The 13,237-nt window shown below is 64.0% G+C and carries 15 protein-coding genes; 5 read left to right on the top strand and 10 right to left on the bottom strand.

What is annotated here, in order from left to right:
- Window positions 1-22: 22 nt before the first annotated feature.
- Window positions 23-562, top strand: coding sequence for a hypothetical protein (locus tag ACOOEX_RS15665; protein ID WP_420395706.1), 540 nt, complete (start codon window positions 23-25; stop codon window positions 560-562).
- A 4-nt stretch (window positions 563-566) separates the two neighbouring features.
- On the opposite strand, the gene ACOOEX_RS15670 is transcribed toward ACOOEX_RS15665, so the two are convergent.
- Window positions 567-2,864 carry a glycosyl hydrolase family 28-related protein gene (locus ACOOEX_RS15670; RefSeq protein ID WP_420395707.1) on the bottom strand — a complete coding sequence of 766 codons (2,298 nt, stop codon included), beginning with the start codon at window positions 2,862-2,864 and terminating at the stop codon, window positions 567-569.
- Between the two features lie 186 nt (window positions 2,865-3,050).
- Window positions 3,051-3,464 carry a DUF4864 domain-containing protein gene (locus ACOOEX_RS15675; RefSeq protein ID WP_420395708.1) on the bottom strand — a complete coding sequence of 138 codons (414 nt, stop codon included), beginning with the start codon at window positions 3,462-3,464 and terminating at the stop codon, window positions 3,051-3,053.
- Between the two features lie 448 nt (window positions 3,465-3,912).
- Here ACOOEX_RS15675 and ACOOEX_RS15680 point away from each other — a divergent pair, with 448 nt between their 5' ends.
- Window positions 3,913-5,604, top strand: a complete 1,692-nt coding sequence (locus tag ACOOEX_RS15680) for an acyl-CoA dehydrogenase family protein (protein WP_420395709.1) — start codon at window positions 3,913-3,915, stop codon at window positions 5,602-5,604.
- A gap of 65 nt (window positions 5,605-5,669) precedes the next feature.
- On the opposite strand, the gene ACOOEX_RS15685 is transcribed toward ACOOEX_RS15680, so the two are convergent.
- Window positions 5,670-6,641: an SLAC1 anion channel family protein gene (locus ACOOEX_RS15685; protein WP_420395710.1), complete on the bottom strand. Its 972-nt coding sequence runs from the start codon at window positions 6,639-6,641 to the stop codon at window positions 5,670-5,672.
- Between the two features lie 155 nt (window positions 6,642-6,796).
- The gene (locus ACOOEX_RS15690; protein WP_071689016.1) at window positions 6,797-7,060 is read right to left on the bottom strand and encodes a hypothetical protein; all 264 of its coding nucleotides are present in this window, start codon (window positions 7,058-7,060) and stop codon (window positions 6,797-6,799) included.
- A 210-nt stretch (window positions 7,061-7,270) separates the two neighbouring features.
- Here ACOOEX_RS15690 and ACOOEX_RS15695 point away from each other — a divergent pair, with 210 nt between their 5' ends.
- A complete protein-coding gene (locus ACOOEX_RS15695) occupies window positions 7,271-7,588 on the top strand; it encodes an META domain-containing protein (RefSeq protein ID WP_420395711.1) in 318 nt (105 codons plus the stop codon).
- A 64-nt stretch (window positions 7,589-7,652) separates the two neighbouring features.
- Window positions 7,653-8,675, top strand: a complete 1,023-nt coding sequence (locus ACOOEX_RS15700) for an NAD-dependent epimerase/dehydratase family protein (protein WP_420395712.1) — start codon at window positions 7,653-7,655, stop codon at window positions 8,673-8,675.
- On the opposite strand, the gene recO is transcribed toward ACOOEX_RS15700, so the two are convergent.
- Complete coding sequence (recO, locus tag ACOOEX_RS15705) at window positions 8,660-9,391, bottom strand: DNA repair protein RecO (protein WP_420395713.1); 732 nt, start codon at window positions 9,389-9,391, stop codon at window positions 8,660-8,662. The genes ACOOEX_RS15700 and recO overlap by 16 nt on opposite strands.
- A gap of 160 nt (window positions 9,392-9,551) precedes the next feature.
- On the bottom strand, window positions 9,552-9,878 hold the full coding sequence (locus ACOOEX_RS15710; RefSeq protein ID WP_420395714.1) for a DUF1491 family protein: 327 nt from the start codon (window positions 9,876-9,878) through the stop codon (window positions 9,552-9,554).
- A gap of 81 nt (window positions 9,879-9,959) precedes the next feature.
- Between ACOOEX_RS15710 and ACOOEX_RS15715 the strand changes: the two genes are divergently transcribed.
- Window positions 9,960-10,136 carry a hypothetical protein gene (locus tag ACOOEX_RS15715; protein ID WP_306046302.1) on the top strand — a complete coding sequence of 59 codons (177 nt, stop codon included), beginning with the start codon at window positions 9,960-9,962 and terminating at the stop codon, window positions 10,134-10,136.
- A gap of 6 nt (window positions 10,137-10,142) precedes the next feature.
- Here the strand turns inward: ACOOEX_RS15715 and era are convergent, their stop codons facing one another.
- The 4 genes from era to acpS all read right to left on the bottom strand — a co-directional run bounded on the left by era (window position 10,143) and on the right by acpS (window position 13,237).
- Window positions 10,143-11,048, bottom strand: coding sequence for a GTPase Era (era, locus tag ACOOEX_RS15720; protein ID WP_420395715.1), 906 nt, complete (start codon window positions 11,046-11,048; stop codon window positions 10,143-10,145).
- 175 nt (window positions 11,049-11,223) lie between these two features.
- Window positions 11,224-11,907 (bottom strand): ribonuclease III, encoded by a 684-nt coding sequence (gene rnc / locus ACOOEX_RS15725; protein ID WP_420395716.1) that lies wholly within the window; start codon window positions 11,905-11,907, stop codon window positions 11,224-11,226.
- Window positions 11,904-12,725: a signal peptidase I gene (gene lepB, locus ACOOEX_RS15730; RefSeq protein WP_420395717.1), complete on the bottom strand. Its 822-nt coding sequence runs from the start codon at window positions 12,723-12,725 to the stop codon at window positions 11,904-11,906. The genes rnc and lepB overlap by 4 nt, the downstream gene beginning before the upstream one ends.
- A 62-nt stretch (window positions 12,726-12,787) precedes the next feature.
- A complete protein-coding gene (gene acpS / locus ACOOEX_RS15735; RefSeq protein WP_420395718.1) occupies window positions 12,788-13,237 on the bottom strand; it encodes a holo-ACP synthase in 450 nt (149 codons plus the stop codon).

Here is a 13,237-nt window from a genome sequence, read left to right on the forward strand (position 1 = left end):
GCACCGTCATAAGGCCAGGATAATGAGCCACGCGGCAATCGACCCCGAACTTCCCGGCATCTGGATCATTCCGGGTGAGCAGACGACCTATGAAATCGATCAGGATGGCAATTATCACATTGCCGATCCCGCGCAGCCCCTGACCGTGGCCGCCGATGGCGCCGCGATGATCTGGGGCCGGACCCGGTTCGACCGGATCGGCGGGGACGGCGATGCCCCCATCGGGGCGTGGCGCGACCGGGATCATGGGGACGAATGGCTGTTCCGCGAGGACGGGACCTACCTGCAACGCTGGTCCGACGGCGAACGCACCACCGGCATCTGGGTTCTGGATTCCGCAAACGGCACGCTCTGGACACGCGAATACCGGGGCCATCTGGAAACCGATGGCGCCCGGGTGAAATTCCTTCTGCCGTCCGAGACCGCGGTTACCTACGGCTACACGGTCGACGCCGGTGCGTGGGCGTTGCTCGACCCGAACAGCTGGGAAAAGCTGGTCGAATACCGTCGCCCACAAGGGAAAGAACCCGCAGCCCGCACCAGAAGCGGGGCCGCGGGCTGAGCCGTCAGACCGTATCGCACCGCGCCGTCAACTGAACCGACCCATGCACCGGCTGCGACCAGTTCAGCCGCACCGAGCCGCGCCCGACCCCATGCCGCGTGGTGGCATAGGGCATCGTGTAAACGGCCACGTTCGACACCGACCGCACCGCGCCCTCGGGCATCACCGCCACCGCCACCCGCGCCTCGGTCTCAAAGGGCAGCCAGTCGCGCAGATCGACCTCCCACACGTCGAGATCGCTGTTTTCCGTCACCTTCACCGTCACCGGGTTTTGCGAGTTCTTTGTGATCCCGTGATAGACATTCCCCGTCATCAGGAAATTCGCGGTCCGGCTGCCATCGAGCGGCGCAATCGAGTCGTCCACGTCATCGACCGAATCCAGCGCCCCGCCGTTGAGATGCTTGAAGACATTGTCACAGATCGACAGCCCGTTGATGTAATGCCCCGGCCCATGCGGCCGGATCAGGATGAAGTTCGACCAACTGGCAATCCCGTTCGCGGTGAAGATATTGCCGTTGATGGTCAGGCCGCCAAAGGAAAACTCCCCGGAAAGCTCCGGTGCCGGGTCATGTTCATTGGCCCATTCGATATAGCTGTTGTCCACGTAGTTGCCGATGATCGTGGTCTTGACGTTGGTGTTGGTCAGCACGATCCCGGCACTGATCTGGCCATCGGGCTCGTTATCCCCCTGGAACCAGTGATTGCCGGTGATCAGGTTGCCATTTCCGCCGAACACCCCGAAATGGCGGAACTTCACCGCCCGGTTGTCGCGGATCTTGGTGTCGTTGGCATTGGTGTTGAAGGCAATCGTCGTGCGGTCCTGCACCCGCAGCACCTGTTCATTGGACAGGAACTGGCAGCGGTCGATCAGCATCCCCGCGCAGCCCTGATCACAAGAGGTTATCCCGCGATCCTTGGGGCCGGTGAAGAAACAGTCCTTCACATGGAAGATCAGCCCGCCACGCGGCAGCATGATGCCACTGGCCGCCCCGGCGCAGAGAAACTCCACATCCTCCAGCACGAAGCGTTGCAGGTTCTCGAACCCCACGAAATCCATGATGTATTGGAACCGGGTGAAGGTATAGGTCTGGCTCGACGGCGGCACGCCCAGAGGCGACGACAGGAACACCTGATTGTTGGCAGCATTCACATCGCGCACGTAGATCTCGCGCCCCACACCCTGCGCGGCTGTCACCAGCGACCCGATGGGGATGGACCCCGCATTGGTCACATTGTCCAGACGGCTCGGGTTCGCCACGGTCCAGGTACCGGTGGCGCTATGCACCTCGTCATCCCAGTTGGCGCTTGGCAGGCAGCTGAACTGCCCGTTCCGGATCACCCGGCGGTTGGCATAGCTCACCTTGTTGCCCACCACGGCGGCCATGTCGATCGGCCCATCCAGCTGCACCCGGCGTCCCATCATGTCGAGGCTCTCATGGTCGCCATGGTTCAGCATCGCCTGAAAGGCCTTCTTGAACCCCTGCAACTCATCGCCGCCAAAGGCATCGGCATAGGCGGGCAGGTTGAAACTGCCAGCCAGCACCAGCCGCGCGCTGTCTGGCATATCAAGCTGCCCCTGAAAGCGCACCGGCGATTGCAGCGTCAGGTTCGAGGCAATGCGATAGGTGCCCTCGCTGACCAGCAGCTCGCGCCCGGCGGCGGCGGCATCGGCGGCGGCAAAGGCACCGGTGTCATCGGTCACGCCATCGCCCGCCGCGCCGAAATCCTTCACATCCACCCAATCCATCATCTTGCGCAGGAAGACGTGGGTGACATCCTCGATCTTGACCGACTCGATTCGGATGGTGCCACCATTGCCGCCAGTCAAATCCAGCCCGAAATGCCCATAGGCGGCATCCTCGCCCCAGGCCATGTCGACGCCGCCGCGATCCCCGATGCCGACAATCGCCGAGACGGTCACCACCTCACCATAAGCCGTCATCGCCGTTGTCGGGCCGGTTTCGACCACCCCGGAGACATGGGTATTGTTGGCCTGCCCGGCCCACCCCGCGATCCGCACGGACGGGATGGCACCCGACAGCGACTTTACCCGTGCCGATATGCGCAGATAGAGCCCCGGCAGTATCGGCGTTTCCGCCATGTAGCGGATGCGCGTGGTCGTTTCGGTCTTCAGGATCTCCAGACAGGTGCCGAAATCCTGATCCGCCGACACCAGCACGCCAAAGCCGGATGTGGCCCAGGTATCTGTGCCGGGCGTGCCGTCCTCCCGGCTCCAGACGGAGAGCCCCTCGGAAAATGCCGGCGGCATCAGGTTCAGCCCGTCGGTGATCACTTGGTTCATGTCAAACCCCTTTTGCGCATGCATGGGCAGAACCCACGCCTTCGACCCCTGCGGGCGGTGTCTGGCCCGAGGGATGTCTCGATTGTTCACGATATTCAGAGAGAAGCGCCGGGCGCTTCGTCAGGCCCGGTTGATGCCCAGACTTACAGGGCCAGGGTTAAAAAGCGGTTAATCCCGCGGCAGGTTTCAGGCACCCAGATACTGCCCACGCAGCACGGTCACGCCCGCGATGCGCCAGCGCCCGTCGATCTGCACCATCTCGTAGTCCAGAATATGCGCGCCTCCGGACGGGTCCAGAATCTGCACCCGCTGGACCAGCCTGTCGCCCTGCTCCCGCAATCCCAGAAAGGTCGTTTCGCCCGGCTGCCAGACCATCGGATAGCCGCGCTCCACCATCGCGCCGAAATACATAGGGTGCTGGAACATCTGCTGAATTGTCGGGCTGGCAAAGGTCCAGGCGGTAAAGACATTGCCGGTCGAAAACGCATCCAGCTGGCTCTGGATGGTGCTCTCGACCTCCGGGTTCGCGGGCAGCCGCTCCTGTGCCGCCGCACCAAGGGGCATCAGCATGAGGATCACGGTGATAAGGAACATGCGCATGGTCGAGCTCCCGCCTTTTGTCCCAATTGTTCCTTAAAACCTAGCGCGCGCGCCCGTCGCGTCCAGCGCCACACGCAAACTCGCTTGACGCGCCAGGGCTTCTCCTTGCGAAAATACTCCCGCCGGAGGCAGTCCACCGGTGCCACCAGCGCCTGGATCGGCTCTTGTGCACCGCGCCCGCAACCCTCCGTGGCAACGCGGCCCGAGGAGGGCCCCGCAGGGGCTTGACGAGGGCCGCCCCCCGGTCGACGCCGGCAGGCGGCGAAACCGCTTTCCGTATGCACGGGGGGTGTACAGGGGGTGTACGGAGGGTGTACGGGGGGCACCCCCGGATTACGCCTTAGGCTTGCGACATAAATTGTCCAGAAAATATTCCCGGACGAATTATTCTTGCGCTGCACCTGCAAAATGAATATCACGCTTGCAGCAAAACGACCGGAGAGATTCCATGCCGCATGACGGAGCGCCCATGCCCACAGATTCGCCCGAGGCCATCCTGCTGCCCGACCTGCTCACCCTGACTGCTGCCGCCATCGCGCCGGTCGAAACCCTGCTGGATGTCGCGACCACCAGACTGCGCGGGAAGGTCAGTCATGACGGGCGTGTCTCTGGCAAGAAACTTGAGGAAAATCAGGTTGCTGCTCATGGTCTGGCCTGGCTCGCCACCTATGTGGAGGCGCTGCGGCAGATGCAGGCCTGGGCCGAGCGGCTGACCGCTGACGGCAAATTCGGCGAGACCGAGGCGCTGCTGCACCAGATCGCGTTCGGCGAATATCTCTGGCAGATCTATGGCGGCATCCCCATGAGCCAGGGCGAAATGCTGCGACCGCAAGATATCGGCCTCACCCAGGACGACCAGCGCGCCCTGATGACGCCCGAGATCATGACCCTGACCCAATCCGGCAACACGCAAGGTGCGCGCACGAAACTCGTTGAAATCATGCAGGAAATCGCGGGTTCCAACGGCGTCGGTATCACCGGTCTGGACGAAGAACTGGAGATGATCCGCGACCAGTTTTCCCGCTACGCCCGTGAACGCGTGGAACCCAATGCCCATGACTGGCACCTCAAGGATGAACTCATCCCGATGGAGATCATCGAGGAACTGGCCGAGATGGGCGTGTTCGGCCTGACCATCCCCGAGGAATATGGCGGTTTCGGCTTGTCCAAGGCCTCCATGGTCGTGGTCAGCGAAGAACTCAGCCGCGGCTATATCGGGGTCGGCTCGCTCGGGACCCGGTCGGAAATCGCGGCGGAGCTTATCCTTTGCGGCGGCACGGAAGAGCAGAAAAATCAATGGCTTCCCAAGATCTCCAGCGGGGAGATCCTGCCCACGGCGGTGTTCACCGAACCCAATACCGGATCGGATCTCGGCAGCCTGCGCACCCGCGCGGTCAAGACCGATGAGGGCTGGGAGGTGACCGGCAACAAGACCTGGATCACCCACGCCGCGCGCACCCATGTGATGACGCTTCTGGCCCGCACCGATCCCGACACGACCGATCACCGCGGCCTGTCGATGTTTCTGGCCGAAAAGACGCCCGGCACCGACGAAAACCCCTTCCCGACCGAAGGTATGACCGGCGGTGAGATCGAGGTGCTCGGCTATCGCGGCATGAAGGAGTACGAGCTCGGCTTCGACGGCTTCAAGATAAAGGAAGACAACCTTCTCGGCGGCCAGACCGGGCAAGGATTCAAGCAGCTCATGCAGACCTTTGAGTCCGCCCGCATCCAGACCGCCGCCCGCGCCATCGGCGTCGCACAAGCCGCGCTTGACGTGGCGATGCAGTATGCGCAGGACCGCAAGCAGTTCGGCAAGTCGCTGATCAATTTCCCCCGCGTCTCCGGCAAGCTCGCCATGATGGCGGTGGAAATCATGATCGCCCGCCAGCTGACATACTACTCAGCATGGCAGAAAGACCACGACAAGCGCTGCGATCTGGAGGCCGGGATGGCCAAACTGCTCGGTGCGCGCGTGGCCTGGGCGGCAGCCGACAATGGCTTGCAGATCCACGGCGGCAACGGCTTCGCGCTGGAATACAAAATCTCCCGCATCCTGTGCGATGCGCGCATCCTCAATATCTTCGAGGGCGCTGCCGAAATTCAGGCGCAGGTGATTGCCCGCAGGCTTCTGGGCTGATCCTCACCCGATCCGCTCAAAGACGGCCCGCCCCTCACCCGGCGGGCCGTTTTCTTTTCAGAGCATCATTCCGGCTGACAGATATCACCTGCCGTGATCGCCCTGATCGTGCGCAAGACCAACCCGGCGATGATCACCACCAGCACCGCCAGCAGCCCAGTTCCGATGGTCTTATGCGCCGCCGACTCCGCCGCGCCCGCATAGACGAAACTGGCGATGGTGACGGCGGCAAAGGGAAAGCTCAGCGCCCAGAAGGATAGGGCGAAGGGCAGGCGGATGATACGGGGCAGCTGCATGGCGACCAGCAGGGTAAAGAAATAGGCCGCATTGAGCAGGATCAGCCCGAAAGGCCCGGTGTTCCCCGTCAGCCGCACCCAGGCCACGAAGGCCACGGCGGGCGGCGCGATCAGGATCACAAGCGTCGGCTGCAACCGGCCCGGCAGCGGGTCGTGGAACACCAGCCGGTTGATGACCAGCGTCAGCAGAACGATCCAGAAGATCAGACCGACCGACATGAAGTACCAGCTCAGCCCCTCATAGCCCAGTTGCACCCCCGCAATCGGCACGATCACATTGCCCACGGCGGGGATGAACCATGCGGGCGACAGCTGACCATGCATGAAGGACCGTGTCCCGATCCAGCCGGACACCACCGCCAGCGTCAGCACAGCCTGAAGGGCCGCGCCAGCGAGCCACAGCGTTTCGGCCAGCGCCTCCGACCGGCTGAGGGACGCCGTTGCGAGCAGCAGCAGAGAGATCGAGATCGCCGGGAAGAAGGCCAGCTTTACCGGGTGATTCCATTCCGCCCGCACCGCCCCGCCGTGCCGCATCGCCTTGGCTGCGTATAACATGGCGATGATCGCGAACACCGCGATGGTCCCGAAATAGGCGATGTCAGAGGGCAGAGAGGACAGCCCGTAAGCCGATTCCGCCGCATGCAGCGCCAATGTCAGCCCGGACAGTCCCATGACGATGGCGAAGAAGGTGACGTGGAAATGCTCCAGCCGGGTGGCGGAGGGCGCGGTGGCGTCGGACATGAGGCGGGCTCCTGAGGGCAATGTTGTCTGCGTCAATTACATCGGAGCCGTGGCGCAGGCCTTGACCCAAGTCAACCGCGATGCCGGGGCCGAAACGCGAACCGGCGCAATCCCTTTGACAGGGGCTGCGCCGGTTGATGTTTTCAGTCTGCCGGTCAGCAGGGACGCACGTCCACCCGGCCATCAGCCCGTTTGTAGGCGCATTGGCCGGTCTGGTTGTTGCGGGCAACTTCCGCACCGATGGCAGCACCTGCCAGCGAAAGGCCGACGGTCCAGCCGGTATTCGCGTCCAGCAGTTCCGCCATGGCAAAACCGCCAAGCGCGCCAAGCGCCGCGCCGCCATAAATCTGTTCTTCGGGGGTGCAGGCCGCACCAGCCAGCAGCGCAACAACCGCGGTAATGGTCAAATACTTCCGCATGAGAAATCTCCTTCCCAGGTTAGGCATTGCCTATCGAATGCCCAACAGAGACTATCAGCCTCACGATATCCTGTCTTGATCTGGCGCAAACCCCTGTCAATCTGGCGAGGACCTGCCGAAAGCCCCGATCGCATGCCCCCCTTCCTGCGCAAACCCTTACCGCTGCTTTTCTTTTTACTGACCTTTGCGGGCTGCCTGAGGGATGAGAGCGTGACCGGCTACGCAGCCGGGATCTGGCAACTGGAGACCGACGAGGCGGTGCGGATCACGCTCGACCTGACGGCGCGCGGTCAGATCTCGGGCCAAGGGCCGTGCAACCGCTATTCGGCCCCGCAGACAGCCCCCTACCCCTGGTTCGAACCCGGCCCCTTGGCCAGCACCCGCGCCATCTGCCCCGATCTGGCAGTCGAGCAGAGGTTCCTTGCGGCGCTGTCTGGCATGACCCTGGCAGAAGTGTCGGGCCCCGTTCTGATCCTGTCCAACGACGCAGGCGACACGCTGGAATTTCGCTTGATCTCACCAGATTGAATACACGGCCATGACCTGCGCAGTACAACCCCGATGCTAGGGGCCAAATCGAAAAGGACTCCACATGCCTACAGTTCTGGTCACCGGCGCATCGGGCTATATTGCCAAGCACATCGTCCTGCGCCTGTTGCGCGCCGGGTATCACGTGCGCGGCTCCGTCCGGGATGCCGCCAAGGCGCAGGCCCTGCGCGACGCGCTTGCCACCCATCTGCCCGATGGTCAGGCCGATACCCATCTTTCCACCGTCACGCTCGACCTTTTGCACGACGATGGCTGGACCGAGGCGGCCACCGGGACCGACGTCGTCCTGCACACGGCCTCGCCCTTTCCCATGGTCCAGCCCAAAGACCCGCAAGAGCTGATCGCCCCGGCAGTCGAAGGCGCGAGGCGGGCGATCCGTGCCGCGCGCGATGCAGGTGTGACGCGGGTGATCCTGACCTCCTCGGTTGCGGCGGTGTCGGGCTGCGACCTGCCGCCGGGCCGCACCACCTATGACGAGCGCGACTGGTCCGATCCCGCCTATCCGGGTATCACGCCCTATTCCGTTTCCAAGACGCTCGCCGAAAAAGCCGCGTGGGACATGGTGGCCTCTGACGCGCCCGGAATCGGGCTGACCACCATCAATCCGGGTTTCGTACTCGGCGCACCGCTTGACGGCCATTGCGGCACGTCGCTGGCCGTGATCGAGCGACTCTTGGCGGCGCGGGATCCGATGCTGCCGTATTTCGGCTTCACCACGGTCGATGTGGGCGACATCGCCGAAATGCATCTGCGCGCCTTGCAGCGCGACGAAACCATCGGGCAGCGGCTGATCGGGGTTGCCGATTTCCTCTGGTTCACGGAAATGGCCGAGCATCTGGCCCGCGCGTTCCCGGACCGAAAGATCGTGACCCGTCGCGCGCCGAATGTCGTCGTCCGCTTCCTCGGGCTGTTCGACCCGGCGATCCGATCCATCGTGCCTGCGCTCGGGGTCCGCACCGATGTCGATGCCAGCCGCGCGCGGGACATGTTGGACATGACTTTCCGCGATCCCCGCGACAGCCTGTCTGACACCGCCCAATGGCTTATGGATCAGGGCCGTGTCTGACCCCGCGCCAACCGGTCCACAAACCTTTGGCGCGCGGCAGGCAGCGGCTTTTCGCCAAGCGCCCTGGCCAGATGCCCGGACAGGAAATGTCCGGTGACGGACAGACCGCTCAGGACATCCTCCGCCCCCGCATCCGAACGCCCCAACAGGCTGGCGGGCAAGGGCAACAGCCGGTCGGCCCAATCCCCCGCCCCGGTGCGGGTCACAGCGCGGCCGGTGCGCGGCGAGACATAGGCGAGATCGTCATTCTTGCCGGTGACCGCACAAGCGCTGAGGTCGAGCCCGAAGCCCATCTCATCGAGCAGTGCCAGTTCCCATCTCAGATAGGCATAGCCCCATTTCTCGGCGCCGAGCGCGTCCAGCAGGCCGATGGACCTGGCATACAACTCCGGGTGCGGTTCCCGTTCCGGCAGGCAGAAGGACAGAAGGCTGCAAACGGCGGTCAGCCCCGCCAGGGCCAGCGGATCGCCCATGACCTCGGCCGCCCGCCCTTGCAGGGGTTCGACCGTATAGGCCCCCAGATGATCCTCCAGCCGCGCCCGCCAGACCACGTCCAACTGCGCGCCGGGTTGCAGAACAGGCGCCATCCGACGCCCTGCGCCCCCGCGCACGACGCCCGCATGCCGCCCGCGGGACGGGGTAAACACCTCGATGATCGCGGCGCTCTCGCCATGCTTGCGCACCGCCAGAAGAACGCCCTCGTCACGCCAATCCATGGGGCCGATCCTATCGGGCTGGCGGATTTGTCCAAGCGCTAAATACAGCAGACCTGAGCCCGCCACCTGTCCATGGCAATGCGGGTCTCCGAGGCCTCCGGCGCAAGCCGGGGGTTGAGGAGGCACGCTCCCGGGTCGACGCCGGAGGCGGCGAAACCGCTCAGGTCAGGCCCGGCTCGTCCAGCAGATGCCGCCCGGCCCGGTCCTCCAGCTCGATCACCCACAGATCCGGGTCCATGTCCCGCTGCCGCCGGATCGAGCCATCCACCTCGGCCTCGCCGCCCTCGGTCAGAACGATCCAGGCCCGCTCGCCGGTCATCAGGTCGAAACTGCGCTGGAAAAGCCGCGCCTTCCCGTCCAGCGTCGCCAGCTTCACCAGCACCGCACCACCGGTATCGTCCCCATGGGCCACCACATAAGCGGGAATATCGGCAAGCCGCAGCCGCGCCAGATAGGCCTTGACCCAGAATTCCGTCGTCAATCGCATCTTTCTGCGCCTCGTTTTGAACCGAACCGCTCGTCGCGCCGACCCATGCTCATGTAACGGTTACAGGGAAGGTCCAGTCCAATGAATTTCACTTTGTCCAAGCGCTCCTGGGGATTGCTGGCTGCAATGTTCCTGCTCAATCTGGCGGTCATGTCCGGTACGGTCACGGGCATCATTCCCGATCTTCTGCGCATGTTGGCCGCCGTCGGGGCCCTCGTCTCCATCGGTGTGGACTGGCGGCAATCTCGGCTTGGCTAGGCCCGGTCAGTTCCCGTCGCGGAAATCCAGCCCCATCTCAGAGTAGCGCTCAGCCTCGTCCAGCCAGCCGGGGCGCACCTTGACCTGCAGGAAAAGGTGCACCTTGCGGCCGAGGAATTCCTCCAGTTCCGCCCGTGCGGCCTGGCTGACGGCCTTGATCGTCTCGCCCTTCTTACCCAGAAGGATGCCCTTGTGCCCGTCGCGGGCGACGTAGATCACCTGGTCGATCCGGGCCGAGCCGTCCTTGCGTTCCTCCCAGTTTTCCGTCTCGACGGTCAGCTGATAGGGCAGTTCCTGGTGCAGCCTAAGCGTCAGTTTCTCGCGGGTCATTTCCGCCGCGATCATCCGCATCGGCAGATCGGCGATCTGATCCTCGGGGTAGAGCCAGGGGCCTTCGGGCAGGTTCTGGGCCAGCCAAAGGCGCAGGTCGTCCACCCCATGCCCCTTCTCGGCAGAGATCAGGAAGGTCTTCTCAAACGGGAATGCCTCGTTCATCTTCTGCGTCAGGGCCAGCAGGTCCTCGGCCTTGACCCGGTCGATCTTGTTGATGGCCAGCGCCACTCGGCGTCCGCCGGCGCGCTCGCTCAGCCCGTCGAGGATGGCCTGCGCGCCATGGGTCAGCCCGCGATGCGCCTCGATCAGCAGCACCACCAGATCCGCATCCGCCGCCCCGGTCCAGGCCGCCGCCACCATGGCGCGATCCAGCCTGCGACGCGGACGGAAGAGCCCCGGCGTGTCCACAAAGACAATCTGGCTGTCGCCTTCCAGCGCCACACCCCGGATTCGCGCCCGCGTGGTCTGCACCTTGTGGGTCACGATCGAGACCTTGGCCCCGACCATCCGGTTCAGAAGCGTCGACTTGCCCGCATTGGGCTCCCCGATCAGGGCGACAAAGCCCGCGCGTGTGGTCATGATCTTTCGCATCCTTCAACAGTCATGGCCGCGTTTAGCGGGTTTCCCCCCGCCTGACCAGTTCTCTGACGACCAAGGGGCGAAGCGGCGGAAGGCTCTTGCAAGAGCCTAATTCGCGGCCCGTCAGGGCCGCGCGGGTCGACGTGCCGAAGGCACGGCGAAATCCCTGCCGCGGTCACGGTTTGGCTAGCCGCGCCAGCATCGCCCGGGCCGCCGCCTGTTCCGCCTGGCGCTTGGATCCGGCCTCGGCCCGGGCCGTTTCGCCCTGTTCCATCCGCACCTCGACGACGAAAACCGGCGCGTGATCGGGACCCGACCGGGCAACCTCCACATAGGTCGGCGGGGCCATGCGGCGGGCCTGTGCCCATTCCTGCAGGCTGGTCTTGGGGTCACGAGAGTCTGCCTCGACCTTCGCCACCCGGTCCCCCCACAGCCGCAGGATCATGTCGCGCGCCACCTCATAGCCCGCATCGCGATAGACGGCGGCAATCACCGCCTCCATCGCATCACCAAGCAGCGCATTCTTGCGCCGCCCGCCGGTCTTCATCTCGGACTTGCCCAGTTTCAGCACCGCGCCGAGGTCGATCTCGCGTGCCACATCGGCGCAGGTTTCCTTGCGCACCAGCGCGTTGAATCGTGGCGCAAGCTGGCCCTCGGGCGCATCCTTGTCCTGGTCCAGAACCGCCTCGGCCAACACCAGCCCAAGCACCCGGTCGCCCAGAAATTCCAGCCGCTGGTTGTCGGGTCGCGTGGGCGAAGACAGCGAGGAATGGGTGAGCGCCCGGATCAACAGATCGGGGCGCTCGAACTCATGACCCAACCGGTCGCAGAAGGCTATGAGGTCCTTGGCGAGCTTCAATCGATCGCCCGGAAGAAGCGGTCACGGCGCCAGGTCCAGAAATAGACCATCCGTTCCCCGGCAGAGGAGAACATGATCCGGTCGGCGCGGCCGATGATGTTTTCATAGGGCACCATGCCGACACCGCCGATGGATTGCGGGAAACGGCTGTCCTGGCTGTTGTCGCGGTTGTCGCCCATCACGAAGTAATGGCCCTCGGGCACGGTAAAGACCGGGGTGTTGTCGCCGAAACTGCCGTCTTCGATGTTCAGCACCGAATGGCTGACGCCGCCCGGCAGGGTCTCGGTAAACCGTTCCTTCTCGCAATCGCCGCCAAGGCCCACGGGGGCGTTGGAACAGCGCGGGCGATGCTGGACCGGGCCTTGCGGTTCGAAGGTCTCGATAAACGGATCCTGCGGTTCCAGCGCGGCGGCCACCCAATCGGCATTGGTGCCGGTCTCGGCATCGTATTCGCTGATATAGAGCACCCCGTCGCGCATCTGGATGCGGTCGCCGGGCAGGCCCACGACGCGCTTGATGAAATCGGTACCGTTCACCGGATGACGGAATACAACCACGTCGCCGCGCTCAGGTTCCGCGCCGAAGATGCGGCCCGAGAAGGGGCACATCGCAAACGGGCAGGAATAGCGCGAATAGCCATAGGCCATCTTGTTGACGAACAGGAAATCGCCAATGAGCAGCGTGTCCTTCATCGACCCGGACGGGATCCAGAAGGGTTGGAAGAACAGGGTGCGGAAGACCCCTGCGATCAGAAGGGCATAGATCACCGTTTTCACGGTTTCCCAGATGCCGTCCTTCTTCGTGGCTGCTGCTGCCATGGGTCCTGCCTTTTTCTACGCGACTTTACGGGTTTTTGACATGATGGGTCGGGGGGAAAGAGTCAAGCAAGCGACCGTCCGGGGGGCGTCGGCGGTGCCGGTTGCCAGCCCATGCCCTCGGGATAGGCATAAATCACCACGAAGGCCTGCGCCCAGGGCATGTCGTCGGTCAGGCTGACATGGATTGCGGCCTCCATTCCCTCGGGTGTCATGGACTCCAGCCGTTCGCGTGCCCATCCCGTCACATGCATGATGGGCTGGCCGGTGCGCAGGTTTGTGACGGCCATATCCTTCCACGCGATCCCCATGCGCAATCCGGTTCCGAGCGCCTTGGAACAAGCCTCTTTCGCGGCCCATCTCTTGGCATAGGTGGCGGCGGGGGTCTGGGTGCGTTCGGCGCGGCGCTGTTCTGTCTCGGTGAACACGCGATTGCGGAAGCGGTCGCCATGGCGGTCCAGCACGCCCTGAATGCGCTCGATATTGGCCAGGTCGGTGCCAACGCCAAGGATCAT

It is taken from the genome of Nioella sp. (assembly GCF_965215655.1).
Classification (GTDB): domain Bacteria; phylum Pseudomonadota; class Alphaproteobacteria; order Rhodobacterales; family Rhodobacteraceae; genus Nioella.

Excerpts from the sequence above, each read along its gene's own strand:
- ACOOEX_RS15665 (WP_420395706.1), top strand. The coding sequence starts at position 23 with ATGAGCCACGCGGCAATCGACCCCGAACTTCCCGGCATCTGGATCATT.
- ACOOEX_RS15670 (WP_420395707.1), bottom strand. The coding sequence starts at position 2,864 with ATGAACCAAGTGATCACCGACGGGCTGAACCTGATGCCGCCGGCATTT.
- ACOOEX_RS15675 (WP_420395708.1), bottom strand. The coding sequence starts at position 3,464 with ATGCGCATGTTCCTTATCACCGTGATCCTCATGCTGATGCCCCTTGGT.
- ACOOEX_RS15680 (WP_420395709.1), top strand. The coding sequence starts at position 3,913 with ATGCCGCATGACGGAGCGCCCATGCCCACAGATTCGCCCGAGGCCATC.
- ACOOEX_RS15685 (WP_420395710.1), bottom strand. The coding sequence starts at position 6,641 with ATGTCCGACGCCACCGCGCCCTCCGCCACCCGGCTGGAGCATTTCCAC.
- ACOOEX_RS15690 (WP_071689016.1), bottom strand. The coding sequence starts at position 7,060 with ATGCGGAAGTATTTGACCATTACCGCGGTTGTTGCGCTGCTGGCTGGT.
- ACOOEX_RS15700 (WP_420395712.1), top strand. The coding sequence starts at position 7,653 with ATGCCTACAGTTCTGGTCACCGGCGCATCGGGCTATATTGCCAAGCAC.
- recO (WP_420395713.1), bottom strand. The coding sequence starts at position 9,391 with ATGGATTGGCGTGACGAGGGCGTTCTTCTGGCGGTGCGCAAGCATGGC.
- ACOOEX_RS15710 (WP_420395714.1), bottom strand. The coding sequence starts at position 9,878 with ATGCGATTGACGACGGAATTCTGGGTCAAGGCCTATCTGGCGCGGCTG.
- ACOOEX_RS15715 (WP_306046302.1), top strand. The coding sequence starts at position 9,960 with ATGAATTTCACTTTGTCCAAGCGCTCCTGGGGATTGCTGGCTGCAATG.
- era (WP_420395715.1), bottom strand. The coding sequence starts at position 11,048 with ATGACCACACGCGCGGGCTTTGTCGCCCTGATCGGGGAGCCCAATGCG.
- lepB (WP_420395717.1), bottom strand. The coding sequence starts at position 12,725 with ATGGCAGCAGCAGCCACGAAGAAGGACGGCATCTGGGAAACCGTGAAA.
- acpS (WP_420395718.1), bottom strand. The coding sequence starts at position 13,237 with ATGATCCTTGGCGTTGGCACCGACCTGGCCAATATCGAGCGCATTCAG.